Consider the following 20,966-nt stretch of genomic DNA (forward strand, 5'->3'; position numbering starts at 1 on the left):
GATTTCAGACATTAGACGCTAGTCTTTTTTGTAAAAGTTTGAAAACAAAAATCATATTGATTTTTTTCGTCTTTTTCATGACAAGTTTCTTGAGTTTTCTGCCAAATTTTCTCGTCTATTTTTGGGAAATAAGTATCAGCATCTAAAGTAGCATCTACCAAAGTAATCTCTAGTTGGTCTGCCAAATCTATCGTTTGTTCATAAATAGTACCACCACCAATCACAAAAACATTTTCGTCTATTTTTTGGGCAAATTTCAATGCTTCTTTGATACTTCCTACGATAAGAATTCCTTCTTCGAACCAATCATTTTTTCTACTAATCACAATATTGGTACGATTAGAAAGTGGTTTGCCAATACTTTCGTAGGTTTTTCTGCCCATAATAATAGGGTGACCACTCGTAAGTTCTTTAAAATGTTTTAAATCTTTAGGTAAATGCCAAAGCAACTGGTTATCAACACCAATTTCTCTATTTTTTCCCATTGCTACTACTATTGTAATCATTTCAAGGTATATTTTACAAAATTAGCATAATATTTGTATATTTGGTTTACTGAATCACTTAATACACAATTAAAAAAATTAAACTATGAACAACAAAGGATGTTTTGGCATTGGAACTGTAGGATTAATAATTCTAATACTAACTTTTGTTTTAGGAATTTGGGCTTACACCACTTACAATTCTATGATAAAATCGAACAATGCTGTGCAAAAAAATTGGGCTAATGTAGAAACTGTTTATCAAAAAAGAGCAAATCTTATTCCCAATTTAGCAAATACCGTAAAAGCTTATACTAAATACGAGGAAGAAACCTTAACTAAAGTAATCGAAGCACGTTCTAAAGCGACTCAAATAACCATAGACCCTACCAATATGACCGAAGCAGATTTGGCAAAATTCCAAGCGGCACAAGGTGAATTGTCGGGTGCTTTGAGCAGATTGATGGCAGTGGTAGAAAATTATCCTAATCTAAAAGCTGACCAGCAATTTATTGATTTTCAAAGAGAATATACCGCGATTGAGAATAGCCTCAGAACAGAAACTGTAAGATACAATGAATCTGTTGAAAACTTTAATAACCTTGTGCAAAAGATACCAGGAAGTATTTTAGCTTCTTTTTTTCCTAAATTTTCAGCTAAGCCAACTTTCAAAGCAACGGCAGGTGCTGAAAAAGCTCCTGAAGTTTTCACTGAATAATGAGTAATTTTTTAAACAATATTCAAATGGCTTCCCTAGTGGAAGCCATTCAACAAGCGGAAGACCATTCTACCGGAGAAATTCGTGTGCATATAGACCAAAACTCAGATGACAATAATGCCAAAATTGCTTTTGACGTTTTTAAATCTCTGGGAATGGACAAAACCAAAGAAAGAAATGCCGTACTTTTTCATGTAAATTTTGAAGAAAAATACTTAACCATTATTGGCGATAAAGGCATTCATGAAAAAGTGCATCAAAAATTTTGGAATGATTTGCATGACAAAATCACCTCAGCTTTCTCTCAAGGTCAATATTTCGAAGGTTTGCGAGATGCTATTTTAGAAACCGGATTAGAATTGAAAAAATTCTTCCCTATTGACGGAGAAAATCACAATGAATTACCTAATGAAATTACCTTCTCTTAAAAATTTCTTCATTTTAGTTTTGTTGAGCTGTTATAGTTTTATTTCGGCGCAATATAACGTTCCAGAACCTCCCAGTAAAATTTATCCTGTCTATGACGAAGTAGGATTACTGAATGCTACGGAAACAGAAGAAATCAACCAAAAACTCATCAAATTTGCAGATTCTTCTTCTACAGAAATTTTGGTAGTCATCATTCCTACAACGAATGGAGAAGATGTAAATTTTGTGGCGACACAATGGGGAGAAAAATGGAAAATCGGAGAAAAAGAACAAGATAACGGCGTTGTTTTTCTTATTGCAACCGAAGATAGAAAAATGTCTATTCAGCAAGGTCGAGGTGTAGAGCAATACCTTACGGCTTCTGTTGCAGGACAAATTCTAGATTATTTGGTCACGCCAAATTTCAAAAAAGGTCAATGGTTTGCAGGAATAAATGCTGGAACTTCTGCAATAATGGATGCAGTAAGAGGTAAATTTAAACCGCTTTCTGAATCAGAACCTCAACCGATTGATATTTCCCTGAAACACGTTCTAATTTTTGCACTTATTCTGTTCTTCATTATTTATATTTTGTCAAAAAGCAATAATGGTGGAGGTTTTGGCAATGACGATGGAGATGTAATACTTACCAGAAGAGGAAGAAGAGTCTATCCAGGTGGTTTTTTCCCAGGAAGTTTTGGAGGTGGTTTCGGAGGCGGAAGTTCAGGTGGCGGATTTGGCGGTTTCGGTGGTGGCGGAAGTTTTGGCGGAGGTGGCGCTTCTGGAGGTTGGTAGAAAAAAGTTCTAAGTCCAAAATTGGAAAATTACAAAATAAAAATTCATTAAATTTTTTCAAACAAAATAAAAAAACAACTCAAAATAGAGTTGCTTTTTCGGTTTAATAATTGGAATATGAAGAAAAATGAATTTTAATTTATATTTACGCTTCCACTGCTGCTTTCAGAAGATGAAATAACAGGATTTCCCAGTTTTTTAAGATTTACATCCCCACTAGAAGAAGCTTGTGCTGAAGCTTTTTGAGAAACCATCGCAGAAATACTTCCTGAAGACGAAGCATGAAATTCTCCTTCTTTTACTTCTAAATTTCTCCCGTTAAAATCACCAGAAGAACTCGCGTGAATGCTACCGTGTTGCACTTTTCCATCTACAGAAAAATCACCACTAGAAGAAACTTCGAAACGAGCATAATCTGCCCAAACTTTTCCAGAAAAACTACCACTACTTCCCACAGAAATATCCAATTGATTGGCTTCTAAATGTCCGTCAACGTCTGCAGAACTAGAAACATCTACTTTCAATTTATCTTGCATAAAAGTATCTTTCACCTTTACAGAAGCACTAGAATTCGCTCTCAATTCATCAAAATCTTTAGCATAAACAACGGCTTTTACTCTTTCTGTAGAAATAGGATTTCTATAATCAGAATCTACATAAATTCTTACGTTTTGTCCGTTTTGTTCTACTTTCACAAATTCTAAAATATCTGAAGGCGCAGAAATAACTACTTTTTCTACATCAGATTTTACAATATCAGCATGAATAGAAGTAGAAACTTCTATGCTATTGAAATCTCCCGAAAATACTTTTTCAGTCATCGGTCCATTTCCTTTTTTGCCTGTGAAAATATCACCAATGCTTCCATCATCAGATTTCACATTGATACAAGAAGCTAATGATAAGCTTAAAAGAAAGACAGGAATCGTTTTTTGCATGATTAATATTTTAATAATTAGACGTTTAGAATTATTTTTTGTTACAAAATTGCTTTTGGCAGAATACCGAATCGCTTTCTACAAATTTTGTATCTTTAACCCTATAAATATTCAACAATTTAACAATGAAAAATATTACATCAATTTTGCTGATGTCTGCATTAGGTTTCAGCATTTCTTGTTCTACCATGAAAGAAAATACCACAAAAATTGATGATACTGCTGTTTTAAACAATCCTTTTTATAAGAAAAGTACATTGCAGTATCAGGCTCCAGAATTTGACAAAATTAAAGACGAACATTTTGCTCCAGCTTTTGATTATGGTTTAAAAGTAAACGAAGCAGAAATTGCTACAATCGTTAGCAACAAGGAAGCCGCAACATTTGAAAATACCATTTTGGCACTTGAAAAAAGCGGTGAAGTACTGAAACGTGCGCAAATAGTTTTCTACAACCTTACTGGTTCTAATACCAATCCTACATTACAGAAAATAGAAGAACAATACGCTCCTATTTTTGCATCTCATGCAGATAAAATTTATTTAAATTCTGCTCTTTATAACAGAATTAAAGCCATTAAAACAGATGGTTTAGATGCAGAAGATCAAAGATTATTAGAAGTGTACAAGCAACGTTTTGAATTGGCTGGCGCTAATCTTTCTGATGCCGACAAAGAGCAAATGAAAAAAATAAACGCAGAATTGGCAACACTTTCTACTCAATTTTCTAGTAAATTATTAGAAGCGAGAAAAAAAGGAGCTGTTTTAATTTCAGACGTTAAGGAATTAGACGGATTATCTGCTGATGAAATCGCTGCTGCAGCTACAGATGCTAAAAATGCTGGTTATGAAGGTAAATATCTTTTGACTTTGCTCAATACAACTCAACAACCGCTTCTTCAAAACCTTAAAAACAGAGCGACCAGAGAAAAATTATTTAAAGCTTCTTGGTACAGAGCAGAAAAAGGAGACGAAAACGATACAAGAGCGATCCTCGAAAGACAAGCGAAACTGAGAATGGAGAAAGCTCATCTTATGGGAAAATCTTCTTACGCTGAATTGAATCTGGTAGACCAAATGGCAAAAAAACCAGAAAACGCAATGAATCTTCTTTACCAATTAGGAAAACCTGCAGTAGAGCAAGCGAAAAGAGAAATTGTAGATATTCAAGCGCTAATTGATGCTCAAAAAGGCGGCTTCGAACTCGCACCTTGGGATTGGAATTTCTATGCAGAACAAGTGCGTAAAGCAAAATATGACTTAGACGAAAACCAAATCAAACCTTATTTTGAAGTGTCTACCGTTTTAGAAAAAGGTGTTTTCTACGCTGCAGAAAAATTCTACGGAATTACCTTCAAAGAAAGAAAAGATTTACCAGTTTATCATCCAGATGTAGTAGCTTATGAAGTTTTTGATAGAGACGGAAAATCTTTAGCGATTTATTACTTAGATTTTTATACCAGAGATAATAAAAATGGTGGCGCTTGGATGAGCAACTTCGTAGAACAATCATTCATGACGGGAACTAAACCTGTAATTGTAAATGTTTTCAACTACCAAAAACCTGCTCCAGGAAAACCTTCATTAATTTCTTATGATGATGTTTCTACTATGTTCCACGAGTTTGGGCATACTTTACACGGACTTTTTGCCAACCAAAAATACATTACCATTTCTGGAACCAATGTTCCTAGAGATTTTGTAGAATTCCCTTCTCAAATCAATGAATTTTTTGCGCTAGAGCCTTCAGTTCTTAAAAATTATGCACTACACTACGAAACCAAAGAACCAATGCCTCAAACTTTGGTAGATAAAATTAAAAAAGCGGCTACTTTTAACCAAGGTTATGCCACTACAGAATTGGTTTCTGCGGCAACATTAGATATGGCTTGGCATTCTGTAAAATCTGAAGCTGAAATAAAACCTACTTTAGATTTTGAAAAAGAAGTCTTAACCAAATACGGATTTACTTTGCCACAAGTTCCACCGAGATATCATTCTCCTTATTTCGCTCACATTTGGGGAGGCGGTTATTCTGCAGGGTATTACGCTTATATGTGGAGCGATGTTCTGAATGCAGATGCTTGGAAATGGATTACGGACAATGGTGGAATGACCAGAGAAAACGGCGATCGTTTCAGAAAATATATTTTATCTGTAGGAAATTCTGTAGACTTGAATCAAGCGTTCAAAGATTTTACAGGAAGAACTCCAGACATTAAACCACTTTTACAAAACAAAGGATTTGTGAAATAGATAAAATGTGAATTTTACTTAGCAAGTCAATAGTGAATAAAAAACCGCAGAAACGACTTCTGCGGTTTTTTATTTATTTTTTCTCTTGTTCTTGATATCTTTCAGGATGTCTTTTCTTTTGGTCTTCTTGAATTTTTTCTAAAACTTCGGTTTTCATAATCATCAAATGATTACTTTTTGCATTCCATAGGCTAGTATATTTTTTAGAAACCACGGTATAACTTTCCCAATTGGTAAATTTTTGGTAGAGCATCAGTGTACAAATATCGGTAGGCGTAATAAATGGCCAATCTTCTAAAACATGAGAATGAACTCCGCTTACTGTTTTGCCAATTTTTTCATCATAAATTTTAAAAGAAAGCAAGCTATTATGCAATTTTTGTACTTTCTTAATGCTATTATCTTTGTTAAAATCAATTAAATAATCGTTTCCAAAAAGCACTAAATTATTGAGATTCGTTCCACTCAAAAAATACACTTTTTTCTCTTTATTTTTATTGATTATAGGAACAATATTATAATTTACATTATTGTAAAATTTAAAAATGGTATCTGTTTTTAATCTTTCCTGAGCTGCTTTTCTGATGGTAAAATATTCTTTTTCCACCTCAGTAAAATCTCTTACAGACAAATCTAATTTAGAATTTCTTGGGTCATAACTTGTAGGAAAAGAAATGGTTCCTATCACTTTATTTTCTTTGGAATAAAATACACAAGTTGGCACTTCATCCTCTTTAATATATGAAAAATAACCACCTATGTTATCTCTTTCTTTATAGTTTTCAATAAAAACATCAGTTCCGTACCAACTTGCCATTTCACTTCTGTAAAGCTGAATACCCTCGTCTTTTATTTCTTGTGCAATTTTTTCAAGATTTTGAGCTGACAGTTGAACACTGAACATCACGAACAGTAAAAGGTAAAAAGTTTTAATTTTCATGGTTTTAATTTTATTCAAAAATAAGGAATATATCTTTTGCTTCCCTTAAAAACTATTCTCATCATATAAGTTTTCAAAATTTTAAAAATTAAAATTTTTAGATTTGTGACATGAACAAATTCCAACTACACTTATTTTTATTTTTAAAAATCCCAATTTCTTGGATTGCAGGAGTGCGTCTAAAAGAAATGAATGATGAAATCTGCATCACCAAAGTGAAATTCGGTTGGCTGAACCAAAACCCTTTCAATTCTATGTTTTGGGCAGTTCAAGGAATGGCTGCAGAGTTTTCTACGGGGTTTCTTTGCGCCGAAAAAATTAGAAAATCTGGCAAAAAAATCTCCATGTTGGTGGTTCATAACCAAGCTGAATTTACCAAAAAAGCAGTGGGTAGAGTTACTTTTTCCTGTCTTCAAGGAAAAGAACTGGATGCCGTTTTACAAAAAGCCATCGAAACTGGAGAAGGACAAACTTTAACCCTGTTTTCTGAAGGAAAAGACCAAAAAGGCGATTTGGTTTCTAAATTTGCTTTTACCTGGAGTTTTAAAGTGAAAAACTAGAGAAACTTTTGCTAATAAAGCAGATTTAGCAGATATAATCAGCATAATCAGCCAAATTTGTGACAGGAATAAACCTATTCAAAATCATTTATTTAAAAACGAAAGGTTTGTTTTTTTTCACTAATTTAGTTTTCTAAAACTAAAAACCATTTTCTATGCTGCTGGATTTACTGTTCCCGAACAGATGTCTACATTGCAATACCATCATTTCAAAAGACGAATTGGTTTGCCATGTATGTTTCCCTCAAATTAAGTTTTCTCATTTTAATTTCTACGAAGAAAATCCTCTGAAACAGAGATGTAAACTTTTATTCCCCGTAAAAAACGCTTATGCTGTAATGGAATTTCAAGAAGAAGCATTGAGCCAAAAAATCATTCACCAACTCAAATATCGTTCTCAGGAAAAAGTTGGAAAAATCATGGCTGAATGGACTTTTGAAAGAATTTACCTTTCAGAAAAACCAGATGTTTTAATTACGGTTCCGCTTCATCCTAAAAAATTAAAAAAACGAGGTTATAATCAGTTGCATGTTTTTGCAGACACGCTTTCTAAAAATTGGGAAATCCCACATCATAAAGAAGCGCTCAAAAGAAATTCTTACCAAAAAGCACAAGCCCAAAAAGACAAATCTCACCGCGCCGAAACGAAATACGATTTCTCACTCACCGAAGAAATTTCCGGGAAACATGTTTTGTTAATAGACGATGTTTTCACCACGGGAAATACAATAAGCGCCATTGCTTGGGAAATTTTGAAAAATCCAAGGAATGAAGTTAGCGTTTTGGTGATGGCTTTTGATTCGTAGTGATTATCTCTGTAATTTTTGTCCGTAAGACAAATCTCCTGCATCTCCTAATCCTGGAGAAATATAACCTTTTGAGGTAAGATTTTCATCTATAGCTCCTACCCAAATATGAGCATCTGGAAATGCATTGGAAAGTGTTTCTACACCTTGTTTACTTGCAATAACGGCTACAATGTGCAGTTGAGAAGGTGTTCCGTGGTTTAATAAATCTTTAAGCGCTTCAATTAAACTTGCTCCTGTTGCTAACATGGGATCTGCAACGATTAATGGCCTTCCGTCTACACTAGGACAAGTAAGATAATCTTGTTTGATAGAGAAATAATCATTGGCATCGTGTTTTCTGTAAGCGGCTACGAAACCACAGTCTGCTTTGTCAAAATAATTCAGAATTCCTTCGAAAAGGGGAACTCCTGCTCTCAAAATAGTCGTAATTACAGGTTGAACTGCAATTTCTTTAACCATAATTTTGTCTAATGGAGTAGAAATTTCTATTTCTTTGAATTCTAAACCTTTAGAAATTTCAAAAGCTGCAATTTCGCCGATTCTTTCCATACTTTTACGGAAATTGGCTCTATTGTTTTGGGTTTCTACGTTTCTTAGTTCGTTGATCCAAGAATTGACTAATGAGAAATTTTGAGAAAGAACAGTTACCATGTGGATGTGAGGATTTATTAAAAATAATTTTTACAAATTTATTGATATTTTTTATGTGATTGAAATGATTTTGAACATCAATTTCATTTTGAATGAAAAAACCCTTTCAGAATAGAGCATTCTAAAAGGGCTTAATCATTTATTTTTGTCTGAAATATACATCAATAGGAACTCCTGTAAAATCAAATTGCTTACGCAATTGGTTTTCGATGAATCTTCTGTATGGTTCTTTCACATATTGTGGTAAATTACAGAAAAACGCAAACTGCGGAACTGGAGTTGGCAATTGGGTAATATATTTAATTTTCACATATTTCCCTTTGATTGCAGGAGGTGGAGTTTGCTCAATAATTGGTAATAAAATTTCGTTAAGCTTAGAAGTTTTGATTCTTTTCTTACGATTTTCATAAACCATCATGGCAGTTTCTACCGCTTTTAAGATTCTCTGTTTCGTTAATGCAGAAACAAAAAGAATAGGAACGTCATTAAACTGAGCGATTTTTTCTTTGATTTTATTCTCAAAATCTCTCATGGTATTGGTTTCTTTTTCTACCAAATCCCACTTATTCACTACAATTACGATTCCTTTTCTATTTTTTTGAGCCAAAGAAAAGATATTCATATCCTGAGATTCCCAACCTAAAGTAGCATCTACCATGATAATCACCACATCAGAATGCTCAATGGCTCTAATAGAGCGCATTACTGAATAGAATTCTAAGTCTTCAGAAACTTTAGACTTTCTACGCATTCCGGCAGTATCTACCAACACAAATTCGTGCCCGAATTTGTTATATAACGTTTCGATAGAATCTCTGGTTGTACCTGCGATATCTGTAACAATATTTCTGTTATCATCAAGAAGCGCATTGGTAAGTGTAGATTTTCCTACGTTTGGTCTTCCTGCAATGGTAATTTTTGGCAAGCCTTCGAAAGGATCTTTGTATTCTGTAGTTGGGAAATCTGCAACTAGGTCATCTAACAATTCACCCGTTCCAGAACCTGTAGCAGAAGAAAGCGTATAATATTTTTCTACTCCTAATTGATAAAATTCTGTAGCAGCAAGCATTTCTTTAGCAGAATCTACTTTGTTCACCACTAAATATAGAGGTTTATTGGCTTTTCTCAAAAGATTATAGATTTCGTGGTCTATATCTTGAAGTCCTTCTTCTACGTTTACCATAAAAATGATAGAAGTGGCTTCATCTACTGCCAACTGAACTTGTTTACGGATTTCTTCTTCGAAGATATCATCACTACCTACATCATAACCACCAGTATCTATTACGGTAAAGTCTACTCCATTCCAGTCAGATTTACCATAATGACGGTCTCTGGTTACACCAGCTGTAGAATCTACGATAGCTTCTCTTCTCTCTAATAAACGATTAAATAATGTGGATTTTCCTACGTTGGGACGACCAACGATTGCAACGATATTACTCATAAAAATTGTATTAATAATCCCTAAAAATTATAAAATAGGATTAAGTTATTAATTAGGTATCTCCCACTTTGGGAGCCTTAAAATTTTTGCAAAGATAAGATTTATATTTATTTATAACGAGTATAAATTTCACATCCATTGCATAAATATCAGAAAATCAATTATTATATAGATATTTTTTGTAATTTTGCGCTTGGTTCTAAAAACACAAACGAAGAAAAAATTGAAGAAACTTTACTTAGATAAATGTTCTTCGGGATTACTATTACCCAAATCTATTCTTAATGCTTCTAGCATTAAGATATTTTATGTTTTTATATACTTTCTTTCTATTGGTTTTTCCATACAAATGTCTGCTCAGGAATCAATCATTACTGGGTTAGAAAATATTCACATTTCAGAAGGAGCTACCATAGTAACCGTAGAAAAAGGTGAATCTAAAATCAATTATTCTTCTATTTCTGCTCCAATTAATCAAAAAAACACAAAAACTTCTACTTCTCCCCAAAAAGAAATAAAAGAAAAAATTGCATTTTCTCATAGGAAAAAAACGGCCAAAGCAATTGATGAAAAACTCATCAAAAAATTGGAGCAAAAAAGAGAAGTGAAAATTATTTACAATACTGATGCTCAATCGGAAGAAAGTTTATCTAGTAATTACGGAACTTCTAAATCAGGCATTAACAACCAAGATCAAAGCCAAAAACTAGACAAAGCATTATTTACAGAAAATAAACTTCTAGTGTTTTTGTTTATCTACCAAGAAAAACAAAATGTGCTTTTTCAGTTTTACCATTCTCTAAAAGTAGAAAACCATCTTTTCACGAGACCTCCTCCTACTTTTATTTAATCCAAAAGAAACATAACTTTTTTATAACCTATTCATTCATAGGTAAAAATCTCTTATACAATATTCTAAAAATCGAAAATAGAGAACATGAACAAAACTCTAAATTTTAAAACTTTGAAAACTCTTTTACAATTATTCTTAATGGTTGTAAGTATTTTTGGGTTTTCGCAAACTAATCCAGATTTAGAAATGACTGCTGGCGCCAGTAATCCAACAGGAAATGGCCCAGTTCTTACTACTTCTATTAATTTTCAAAAAAATACCAATAACCCATCAGGTAATACATTTGTTGCATATACACCAGCACTATCTGCAACTTATACTATTTCAAACTCTAGATATACTACAACTGTAAATAATTCTACTACAAATATTGGTTATGATTTAGCTGCAGCAACTGCGATATTCCCTACTATGAATGGTAATGGTGCCCCTGCTGATGCTAACTTTACTTCTTCTACCTCTACTGCAGGAACAGGCATGTCAGTAACTTCTAATAATTCTGTTAGATTTAATATTATGACGTATCCTTTAAGAGTTAATGCTTTAGCAACTAATGGAATCCACGCCATGTCAGACTTAACAATTACTTTTAATAGACCTGTAAATAATCCTGTTATTCATATTGGAGGACTTGGAGGAACATCCTCAGCTGGCTTGGGTTATGCGGCAAGGTTAGACTTGGTAAGTTCTAATGTACCAACTGCAGGTTTAAGTTTAACAAGACTATCCGGTAATAATGCAACTGGATTCCAAGTGACAGGACTTAGTATATTTAACGGTGCAACTCCTATTACAGCTACTGGTACAAATTCAGGAAGTGGGTCTGTAAGAATTAATGGAAATGGCATTACCTCATTAACCTTTACATTATCTATTAGAGGTGATGGAGCAGTAACAAGTACTACTGCATGGGCAAGTACTAATACCGATACAGGTCCTGGTGATACTTTCACAATTGGAATTTCAAATTTGGAAAGTGACTTGGCTGTTACTAAAACAGTTAGTAATGCAACTCCCACAGAAGGAAGCAATATAGTATTCACAGTTACAGCTTCTAATCTTGGAGCCTCTAATAATTCAAATGTTAGCGTTAATGATTTATTACCTTCTGGTTATACTTATGTTTCACACACTGCATCAACTGGAACCTATGTTCCTGGAACTGGTGTTTGGACTATAGGAAACCTTAATGACCAAGCAAATGCAACTTTAACCATAACTGCAATTGTAAACGCCACAGGTAATTTTACCAACACAGCCACAATTAGTACAACTAGCGGAATAGCAGACCCTAACACTACAAACAATACAGCATCTGTTTCTACTACCCCAGTTATTACAGATTCTGATGGAGATGGGGTACCAAATGCAGTGGATTTAGATGATGACAATGATGGAATTTTAGATACTGATGAAAACAGCTGTATTACAAGCAATAAAGTAGAAGGGACGCCAATTTTCATCAATGATTTTGGAACAGGCGCTACTACTACAGACCCTTATGTCCTTAATCATACATATACCACTGGTGATGCTAATGACGGTTTTTATAACGTGAGAACATCAGGAACGACAGGAGTAACCTATACCAGAACCAACCTCACTGGAGACAAGGACGCTGGAAACCCTACTATTACTAATGGTACTACCACAGGTAGATATTTAATGATAAATATTGACTCTCCGAATAATACCAATAAAGCAATTTATAGAGTGCCGGGGATTTACACAGTTGTAGGCCAAAGTTATAGATTTAGAATTGACATGGCAGGATTAGCTGATGGCTTAACAGATATTCCTAACTTAAAAATTGCAATTAAAGACGCCTCTAACAATGAACTTGCATCTGCCACTTCTGCTTCTATTGGAATGGTAAATGATGACGTATGGAGAAGACTAAACCTAGAATTCACAGCAACTACATCTAGTGTTACATTAGAAATTATCAATCAACAAGCTACTGGCAACAATGGAAATGATGTAGGGATTGACAACATCATTTTCACCCCTTTATTTTGTGACGCAGATAATGATGGAACTCCCAATCAATTGGACTTAGATTCTGACAATGACGGCTGTCCAGATGCCATTGAAGGAGACGAAAATGTTACCGCTTCTCAGCTTACCGCAAATAGAATTTCTGGAACAGTAAACGCAAATGGAGTTCCTAACTTAGTAAACTCTGGAGGCGCTGCTGACATCGGTGGTGACCAAGGACAAGGTGCTGGTCAAGCGTATACCGTAAATCCTGCTGCGGTAGGAGGTACCGCTTCTAGCAACCAAACCATCTGTTGGAATACTACACCTACAGCACTTACCTTATCTGGAAGCACTGGTAGCATACAATGGCAGTCATCTACTGATAATGTTACTTTTAATAATATATCAGGAGCCACTTCTGCTACTTATGCACCAGGAGCACTTACTGCTACTACATACTATAGAGCTATACTTACAAGTGCAGGAGGCTGTACAGCTACCTCTACTACTGTAACTATCACTGTAAATAACTGTATTGATGCGGTAAATGACACTTACGCTTCTGTTACTCCTGGTACTTCTACAACCAGTGTAATCATTAATGATAAAAACAATTCTGGTACTGCTGCTGTTATTGGCGCTGCTGCTGGACAAGTTTCTATTAGAACTGCTACTGATGCTGCGGGTACTACTGGAGCTTGGCCTGCTGGTTTTACCCTTAATGCAACTGGCACTATTACTGTTGCGAGTGGGACTGCGGCGGGTACTTATACTCTATATTATACCATTTGTAACCAAACTGCAGGTTCGCCATGTGATACCGCTGCTGTAACTATTACTGTTCCTCCTACCATTGATGCAATTAACGGTTCTCAAACGGTTAACTCTGGGTCTACTGGTACTTCTGTAATTAATAATGATACAATACAAAATGGAACCGCGGGGTCGGTTACCCTTGGCGCGTCTGGTAACTCTACTATTTCACAAGTAAGTACTACTAACGCAGGGGTAAATATTGATGTTAATGGAAATATTGTTGTAAATGCTGGTACGCCATCAGGAACTTACACTGTTACTTATCAAATTTGTACCAAAGCTACTCCTGTTACTTGTGATACTGCTACTGAAACAGTAACGGTTCCTAATCTTCTAGATGCAGTAAATGACACTTACGCTTCTGTTAATGCAGGAAGTTCTACAACTAGTGTAATTAATAATGACAAAAACATTGCTGGTACGGCTGCCGTTATTGGTGCTGCTGCCGGGCAAGTTTCTATTAGAACTGCTACCGATGCTGCAGGTACTACTGGAGCTTGGCCTACTGGTTTTACCCTTAATGCGGATGGTACGATTACTGTTGCTGCTGGGACTGCTGCAGGTACTTACACCTTATATTATACTATTTGTAACCAAACCGCTGGGTCTCCTTGTGATACAACAAGTGTGACTATAACTGTTCAAGTGGATACAGATGGAGACGGAATCACAGATAATTTAGACCTAGATGATGATAATGATGGGATTTTAGATACAAATGAAGGACTTTGCAACATTTCTTCTACAAGTTCTATTGACGGATTCGACTCTCCTGTTGTTCCAACTATAAATGGTAATAACATTCAAAATACTAATCCTTACAATGGCTGGAGAACTGAAACTGGAGGAGTAACTGATTTTAATGTCATCAGAGTAAACGGAGCTGGATATGCTAGTGGACCAGATAATGCACAATCAGGCAACCAATATATTGATATTGCCGGAACAAGTGCATATGTGTATAAAAATATTACACTTACTTCTCCTGCAGTATTTTCTGGTTCAGCTTGGTTTGCAAACAGAGAATCTTCTAATGGAGGATATGCACCATGGTCTACCAAAATAGAAATTAGAAACGAAACAACGGGGATAACTGTTGCACAAGGAAACACTATCAACTTCACATCTAGTATTTCGGATGAAATTTGGAACAATAGCTCTATTAATTCAGTTGCTTTGCCAGCAGGAACTTATAGAATAAGAATGTTTGTAGGAGATTTTGGACACCTAGACTCAATTTCATATTGTTTCTCTAAAGATACTGACGGAGATGGAACACCTGACCACTTAGACTTAGATTCAGACAATGATGGTTGTGCAGATGCTCTTGAAGGAGACGAAAACGTTATTGCTTCTCAACTTACATCTAATAGAATCTCAGGAACTGTAGATGCTAATGGCGTTCCAAATTTGGTAAATGCTGGAGGTGCTGCAGATATTGGTTCTGACCAAGGACAAGGCATAGGAGAAGCATATAATGCTGCAATTCAATCAGGTTGCTTCTGTTACAAACCTGCTCAAACTACGGGAACAGCATTAGATACCAATCATGGAATTACAGCTCTTGGTAGAGCTGGAGATGATAACAGCAATTGGCCTATGGTTAGAAAGGGAGCTTGGACAGTTCTTGAAGCTAAAACAAAAGGTTTCGTAGTCAATAGACTTACTGATGCTCAAATATCTGCTATTCCTAGTGCTGATCTTAGAGAAGGAATGATGGTGTATAACATTACCCAAGACTGTCTCCAAATCAACATTGATGGAACTGCGACGGGATGGAAATGTTTCAATAATCAAACTTGTCCTGATTAATTTTTAAAAATTGAGATAACATGAAAAATATATTTTTAACATTAACCTTATTTTTTGCTACCGCTCTTTCGGCTCAAGTAGCGATAGGAAAAACTTCAATTTCTTCCCCTGCAGTATCATTAGAATTTTATGATAATGCTGATAACACCAGAGGAATTATTCTTCCATGGGTTACCAATACAGCAGCTGTAACAGGAGCAGTAAACGGAACATTAGTCTACAATACTGCGGATAAAAAAATCTATGTAAAGTATGCTTCTGGATGGAGAGACCTTAGTGTAGACAACACTGGAACCGTAACCACTACTCTACAAGATTCTCTTACAGATCAAGATACTGCAAAAGTGCTTATCGGTGGAGATCCTGCTACAGATACCACTCCTGGTATTTTAGTTTTAGCAGATACCAACAAAGCAATGGTTTTGCCTAAAGTAGCCTCTCCTCACCTCAACGTTGTAAATCCATCTCCAGGAATGATGGTTTACGACACTACCAAAAAACAATTGGCAGTGTTCAATGGTACTGTTTGGAGTTTCTGGAAACCTTAATAATTCTAAACAATTTAATACTGTAAAAGTCCGATGATTCTCATCGGACTTTTTGCTTTTAGGACGACACAATCAGCAGAATAATCGTAGGACACTTGCTAGATTCTTGCTACATATTATTTTAAAAAAGTATGAATCATTACTTTCAACTCAACGCTTCTAATCTCCTAAATAGAAACAAATAATTTTTCTATTTCAAAAACAAAAAGCATTATAGCCAAACAATAAATTTATTTTGTAACTTCACACATCAAATAAAAACCAATCATGAAAAAACTATTTTTTCTTTTAGTTCTAGCTTTTGCGTTATTACAATTTTTTCAAATTGATAAAACCAATCCACCAGTAGACAAAAACATGGATTTTTTAAGCATCAAAAAAACACCTGAAGACGTAGCTCAACTCATCAAAACCAGCTGCTATGATTGCCACTCAAACGAATCTGTATATCCTTGGTACACCAATATTCAGCCATTCGGTTGGTTGGTAAAAGACCACATAGAAGAAGGAAGAAAAGAACTTAATTTTTCTACATTTGCCACTTACGAACCACTAAGACAAGCTAAAAAACTTAAAAAATCTGCCCACGAACTAGAGGAAGGCAAAATGCCATTAGAATCTTACCTTCTCATTCATCAAGATGCAAAACTTACTCCTGAACAGAAACAAAAACTACAGGCGTATTTCATTTCCATCAAAGAAGTAACTGCCATGATGAACAATCTAACGGATGAACAACTAAAAATTAAGGAAGAATAATTTGATAGACCAAAATAAATTTTACCTCTTTTACGACGGAGACTGTGGTTTCTGCAATTTTTGGGTACATTGGATTTTAAAAAACGACTCCAAAGAACAGTTTCTATTTGCCTCTCTACAAGGAAAATTTGGACAAGAATTTCTAAGAAAAAGAGGTTTAGAACAAAAAAACCTCAACACCATTTATCTTTGGAAGCCAGAAAAATATTATTTCAATAAATCTAATGCAGCCATCACCATTGCAGAAAAATTAGGTGGAATGTATTCATTAGCATCAATTTTTAGAGTCATTCCAAGATTTTTTAGAGATTGGGTTTATGACTTTATTGCAAGAAATCGCCATAGATTAATAAAGAATTCTTGCGCCATACTCACTCCAGAACAACAGAAAAAATTCATAGACTAATTACCTAAATTAGTGCTTTATCATTCTAATCACTATCTTTGCAATTATGGAATACAATACACAAAGAACTCGTCTCCATTTACCAGAATACGGTCGTAATATTCAGCAGCTCGTAGAACGTTGCAAGGAACTTCCTACCAAAGAAGAACGCAACGAAATGGCTGCCGCAATTGTAGATTTCATGGGGCAGAGAAATCCGCACCTTCGTGACGAGGAAAATTATAAACATAAACTTTGGGATCATCTTTTTATATTAGCAGAGTATGACTTAGATGTAGATGCTCCCTATCCTTTCCCTACCAGAGAAGAATTGGCACAGAAACCCAATAAAATGGAGTACCCAAAACTTCAGGGAGATTATAAATTCTACGGCAAAAGTATCCTTCAATTGATAGACAAAGCCATAGAACTAGAAGATGGAGAAGAAAAAGAAGCCTTGATAGAGGTGATTGCGAATAACATGAAGAAATCTTATAATGTATACAACAAAGAACACGTACAAGATGAGGTAATCTTCCGTCACTTGAAGGAACTATCAGAAAACAGATTAGACCTTACAAGTATAGATTCGCTGGAGAAAAGCAGAATTTATTACTCTAGCAACAAAAATAAAAACCAAAAAAACAACCCTAAAAAACGTTTCAACAACCATAATAAAAACCGAAAAAGATAATGAGTGAAGCATTTCAAATAAGAGGAGGAAAAAAATTACACGGCGAAATCACACCACAAGGTGCAAAAAATGAAGCGTTGCAAATTCTTTGTGCAGTGCTTTTAACTGACGAAGAAGTGAGAATTAAAAATATTCCAGATATTCATGACGTAAACCGTCTTATCGAAATTCTGGGTGATTTCGGGGTGAAGATTACTAAAAATGCGCACGGTGATTATACTTTCAAAGCAGACCAAGTTAACTTTGATTACATAAAATCTAAAGAATTTAAAAAAGATGGAGCCAAATTACGTGGTTCTATTATGATTCTTGGACCTATGCTTGCTAGATTTGGCGAAGCATATATGCCAACTCCGGGTGGTGACAAAATTGGAAGAAGAAGATTAGACACTCACTTTCAAGGATTTGTAGAACTCGGAGCAGAATTTCATTATGACGAAACTGAATATTTCTATACTTTAAAGGCTAAAGAGCTTCGTGGCAAATTTATTTTATTAGAAGAAGCTTCTGTAACGGGAACTGCCAATATCATTATGGCTGCAGTTTTAGCCAAAGGAAAAACCAGAATCTACAATGCAGCTTGTGAACCTTACCTTCAGCAATTATGCAGAATGCTCAATAGAATGGGCGCAAAAATTGAAGGAATTGGCTCAAATTTATTAACCATCGAAGGCGTTTCTCATCTTCATGGAACAGAGCACACCATGCTTCCAGATATGGTAGAAATTGGTTCTTGGATTGGTCTTGCAGCAATGACACGTTCTGAAATGACCATTAAAAATGTACATTGGAACCAATTAGGAATCATTCCGAATGTTTTCAGAAAATTAGGAATTCAATTAGAACAAAGTGGTGATGACATCTATATTCCAGAACAAGAACACTATAAAATTCAAAAATTTATTGACGGTTCTATTTTGACAGTTTCAGATGCACCTTGGCCAGGATTTACACCAGATTTATTGTCTATCGTTTTGGTAGTGGCTACTCAAGCCAAAGGAACTGTTTTGATTCACCAAAAAATGTTTGAATCGAGATTATTCTTTGTAGATAAATTGATTGATATGGGCGCTCAGATTATTCTGTGCGATCCTCACAGAGCAACTGTAGTAGGTCTTAACCATGAATTCCCATTGCGTGGAACCAACATGACTTCGCCAGATATTAGAGCAGGAAACGCACTTCTTATCGCAGCACTTTCTGCAGAAGGAAAATCAATTATCCATAACATTGAACAAATTGACAGAGGTTATGAAAACATTGATGGAAGACTAAAAGCTCTAGGAGCAGACATCGAAAGAATTCAATTATAAAAATAAACGCAACTTCTTCAAGTTGCGTTTTTTATTTCTTCACAAAAGCATTTTCATACTTTTCAATCCAATCTTGTGGAGTCATTTTTCGAGCCAATTCTCCAATCAATTCATACGGAATATCTTCAGGTTTTTTAAAACGCATACAAGATTTTCCCATGTCTAGTTTCTTTTTAGAATACTTCGGAAACTCTTCTTGAAACCAATGCAGAAGTTTTTCATCAGCATAAATTCCCATATGATATAGATTAATAGAATTTTTCTGCGAAGCTATATTGAGAAAAGGCAAAGGCAATTCTGGAGTACAATGATAACCTTTAGGATAAATACTTTTCGGAACTACGTAACCAATCATTCCATAGCTCAGTTGTTCTTCGAAACCATTGGGTAAATTTTCAGAAATAATTTTTCTCAATTTTTCTATGGATTCTTTTCGCTCTTCGGGAAGATTTTCTAAATATTCTTGAACAGATTGGGCTTCTACTTTCATTTTCAATTTTTATCAAATTTAAAAATAAATCAATACATTACCTCTTCGAGATACCACTACTTCATCAAAAAATTTCATTACTTTTGTGCTACAAAATTTCAGATATGCCAAAAACATCAGTAAGAGCAGGAAGAATGCCTGCTTCACCAATTAGAAAGTTAGTTCCTTATGCAATTGCTGCTAAAGCAAAAGGCACAAAAGTGTATCACCTGAACATTGGTCAACCAGACATCGAAACACCAAAAACCGCTCTTGATGCACTGAAAAATATCGATTTAAAAGTTCTAGAATATGCCCTTTCTGAAGGAAATTTAGAGTATAGAAAACAATTAGAAAAATATTACCATTCTCTTGGTTTTACCGATTTAACTACGGATAATTTCATCGTAACCAATGGTGGTTCAGAAGCACTAAATTTTGCACTTTCTGTATTGTGTGATGACGGAGACGAAATCATTATTCCAGAGCCTTATTATGCGAATTATAACGGATTTACCAATGCTATTGGCGTAAAAGTGGTAGCGGTTCCTTCTACTATTGATACTGGTTTTGCTTTGCCTTCTATTGAAGAATTTGAAAAGAAAATTACAGATAAAACTAGAGCAATTATCGTTTGTAACCCGGGAAATCCTACTGGTTATCTTTATACCAGAGAAGAATTACAAAAATTAGCAGAAATTGCTTTGAAACATGACATAGTTATCATTTCAGACGAAGTTTACAGAGAATATGTTTATGATGGTGAGAAGCAAGTATCTATGCTAGAATTTCCAGAAATTGCAGAACATTCTATCATCATCGATTCAGAATCTAAGCGTTATTCTATGTGTGGCGTAAGAATTGGCTGTTTGGTTACTCGTTCTAAAACGCTTCATGATGCTGCCATGAAATTTGCTCAGGCAAGACTTTCTCCAGTACTTATTGGGCAGATTTTAGCAACTGCAGCGCATGATAATGATGCAGAATACATTCAATCGGTTCGTGAAGAATATACCAAACGTAGAAATCTTTTGGTAAAATTATTAAACGAAATTCCGGGTGTGAAATGCCCAACTCCGAAAGGTGCTTTTTACTGTGTAGCAGAATTACCAGTAGAAGATGCAGATGATTTTGCACAATGGTTACTCGAACATTTTTCTGACAACGGCGAAACTGTAATGGTAGCTCCAGCTTCAGGTTTTTATTCGGTTCCAGAACTTGGAAAAAAACAAGTAAGAATTGCTTATGTTCTAAAAGAAGAAGACTTGAGAAGAAGCGTAGAATTACTGAAAATCGCTTTAGAGCAATACAAAAAATAAATTTTTTAAAAA

At 34.9% G+C, this 20,966-nt stretch carries 20 protein-coding genes; 14 read left to right on the forward strand and 6 right to left on the reverse strand.

Going from position 1 to position 20,966, the window contains the following annotated elements; all coding sequences use genetic code 11:
* Positions 1–11: 11 nt before the first annotated feature.
* The gene (locus ACT53I_RS08515) at positions 12–506 is read right to left on the reverse strand and encodes a dihydrofolate reductase (protein ID WP_476079318.1); all 495 of its coding nucleotides are present in this window, start codon (positions 504–506) and stop codon (positions 12–14) included.
* An 85-nt stretch (positions 507–591) separates the two neighbouring features.
* Between ACT53I_RS08515 and ACT53I_RS08520 the strand changes: the two genes are divergently transcribed.
* From ACT53I_RS08520 to ACT53I_RS08530, 3 genes are read left to right on the forward strand one after another with little or no spacing between them, the layout of a single operon-like run.
* Positions 592–1,203 (forward strand): LemA family protein, encoded by a 612-nt coding sequence (locus ACT53I_RS08520; RefSeq protein ID WP_476079319.1) that lies wholly within the window; start codon positions 592–594, stop codon positions 1,201–1,203.
* On the forward strand, positions 1,203–1,631 hold the full coding sequence (locus ACT53I_RS08525) for a TPM domain-containing protein (protein WP_371461856.1): 429 nt from the start codon (positions 1,203–1,205) through the stop codon (positions 1,629–1,631). The genes ACT53I_RS08520 and ACT53I_RS08525 overlap by 1 nt, the downstream gene beginning before the upstream one ends.
* Positions 1,612–2,406, forward strand: a complete 795-nt coding sequence (locus ACT53I_RS08530; protein WP_476079320.1) for a TPM domain-containing protein — start codon at positions 1,612–1,614, stop codon at positions 2,404–2,406. Before ACT53I_RS08525 ends, ACT53I_RS08530 begins: the two co-directional genes overlap by 20 nt.
* Before the next feature lie 134 nt (positions 2,407–2,540).
* Here ACT53I_RS08530 and ACT53I_RS08535 read toward each other — a convergent pair whose 3' ends face one another.
* Positions 2,541–3,344 (reverse strand): head GIN domain-containing protein, encoded by an 804-nt coding sequence (locus tag ACT53I_RS08535; RefSeq protein WP_476079321.1) that lies wholly within the window; start codon positions 3,342–3,344, stop codon positions 2,541–2,543.
* 125 nt (positions 3,345–3,469) lie between these two features.
* Between ACT53I_RS08535 and ACT53I_RS08540 the strand changes: the two genes are divergently transcribed.
* Complete coding sequence (locus ACT53I_RS08540) at positions 3,470–5,599, forward strand: M3 family metallopeptidase (RefSeq protein WP_476079322.1); 2,130 nt, start codon at positions 3,470–3,472, stop codon at positions 5,597–5,599.
* A gap of 73 nt (positions 5,600–5,672) precedes the next feature.
* On the opposite strand, the gene ACT53I_RS08545 is transcribed toward ACT53I_RS08540, so the two are convergent.
* Entirely contained in the window at positions 5,673–6,539 is an 867-nt protein-coding gene (locus ACT53I_RS08545) for a hypothetical protein (protein ID WP_476079323.1), read from the reverse strand.
* Between the two features lie 110 nt (positions 6,540–6,649).
* On the opposite strand from ACT53I_RS08545, the gene ACT53I_RS08550 reads away from it, so the two are divergent.
* Complete coding sequence (locus ACT53I_RS08550; protein WP_476079324.1) at positions 6,650–7,099, forward strand: DUF4442 domain-containing protein; 450 nt, start codon at positions 6,650–6,652, stop codon at positions 7,097–7,099.
* A 155-nt stretch (positions 7,100–7,254) separates the two neighbouring features.
* The gene (locus tag ACT53I_RS08555; RefSeq protein ID WP_476079325.1) at positions 7,255–7,905 is read left to right on the forward strand and encodes a ComF family protein; all 651 of its coding nucleotides are present in this window, start codon (positions 7,255–7,257) and stop codon (positions 7,903–7,905) included.
* Between the two features lie 3 nt (positions 7,906–7,908).
* Here ACT53I_RS08555 and upp read toward each other — a convergent pair whose 3' ends face one another.
* Both upp and der read right to left on the reverse strand, forming a co-directional pair.
* The gene (gene upp, locus ACT53I_RS08560; protein WP_374450517.1) at positions 7,909–8,559 is read right to left on the reverse strand and encodes a uracil phosphoribosyltransferase; all 651 of its coding nucleotides are present in this window, start codon (positions 8,557–8,559) and stop codon (positions 7,909–7,911) included.
* A 139-nt stretch (positions 8,560–8,698) separates the two neighbouring features.
* Positions 8,699–10,006: a ribosome biogenesis GTPase Der gene (gene der, locus ACT53I_RS08565; RefSeq protein ID WP_069799639.1), complete on the reverse strand. Its 1,308-nt coding sequence runs from the start codon at positions 10,004–10,006 to the stop codon at positions 8,699–8,701.
* A 223-nt stretch (positions 10,007–10,229) separates the two neighbouring features.
* Between der and ACT53I_RS08570 the strand changes: the two genes are divergently transcribed.
* The 7 genes from ACT53I_RS08570 (at position 10,230) to murA (ending at position 19,166) form a co-directional block, all read left to right on the forward strand.
* A complete protein-coding gene (locus ACT53I_RS08570; RefSeq protein WP_476079326.1) occupies positions 10,230–10,856 on the forward strand; it encodes a hypothetical protein in 627 nt (208 codons plus the stop codon).
* 87 nt (positions 10,857–10,943) lie between these two features.
* Positions 10,944–15,467: a hypothetical protein gene (locus ACT53I_RS08575; protein ID WP_476079327.1), complete on the forward strand. Its 4,524-nt coding sequence runs from the start codon at positions 10,944–10,946 to the stop codon at positions 15,465–15,467.
* Between the two features lie 20 nt (positions 15,468–15,487).
* Positions 15,488–16,015 (forward strand): hypothetical protein, encoded by a 528-nt coding sequence (locus ACT53I_RS08580; RefSeq protein WP_476079328.1) that lies wholly within the window; start codon positions 15,488–15,490, stop codon positions 16,013–16,015.
* A 267-nt stretch (positions 16,016–16,282) separates the two neighbouring features.
* Positions 16,283–16,774, forward strand: coding sequence for a heme-binding domain-containing protein (locus ACT53I_RS08585; RefSeq protein WP_476079329.1), 492 nt, complete (start codon positions 16,283–16,285; stop codon positions 16,772–16,774).
* A 1-nt stretch (position 16,775) separates the two neighbouring features.
* A complete protein-coding gene (locus tag ACT53I_RS08590) occupies positions 16,776–17,180 on the forward strand; it encodes a thiol-disulfide oxidoreductase DCC family protein (protein ID WP_476079330.1) in 405 nt (134 codons plus the stop codon).
* Positions 17,181–17,226: 46 nt separating this feature from the next.
* Positions 17,227–17,853: a DUF4290 domain-containing protein gene (locus ACT53I_RS08595; RefSeq protein ID WP_476079331.1), complete on the forward strand. Its 627-nt coding sequence runs from the start codon at positions 17,227–17,229 to the stop codon at positions 17,851–17,853.
* Positions 17,853–19,166, forward strand: a complete 1,314-nt coding sequence (murA, locus tag ACT53I_RS08600) for a UDP-N-acetylglucosamine 1-carboxyvinyltransferase (protein WP_069797228.1) — start codon at positions 17,853–17,855, stop codon at positions 19,164–19,166. Before ACT53I_RS08595 ends, murA begins: the two co-directional genes overlap by 1 nt.
* Before the next feature lie 31 nt (positions 19,167–19,197).
* On the opposite strand, the gene ACT53I_RS08605 is transcribed toward murA, so the two are convergent.
* Entirely contained in the window at positions 19,198–19,656 is a 459-nt protein-coding gene (locus tag ACT53I_RS08605; RefSeq protein WP_476079332.1) for a DUF1801 domain-containing protein, read from the reverse strand.
* A gap of 104 nt (positions 19,657–19,760) precedes the next feature.
* Here ACT53I_RS08605 and ACT53I_RS08610 point away from each other — a divergent pair, with 104 nt between their 5' ends.
* Entirely contained in the window at positions 19,761–20,954 is a 1,194-nt protein-coding gene (locus ACT53I_RS08610; protein ID WP_476079333.1) for a pyridoxal phosphate-dependent aminotransferase, read from the forward strand.
* The last annotated feature ends 12 nt before the right edge of the window (positions 20,955–20,966 follow it).

Source organism: Cloacibacterium sp. DMC96 (assembly GCF_056313765.1).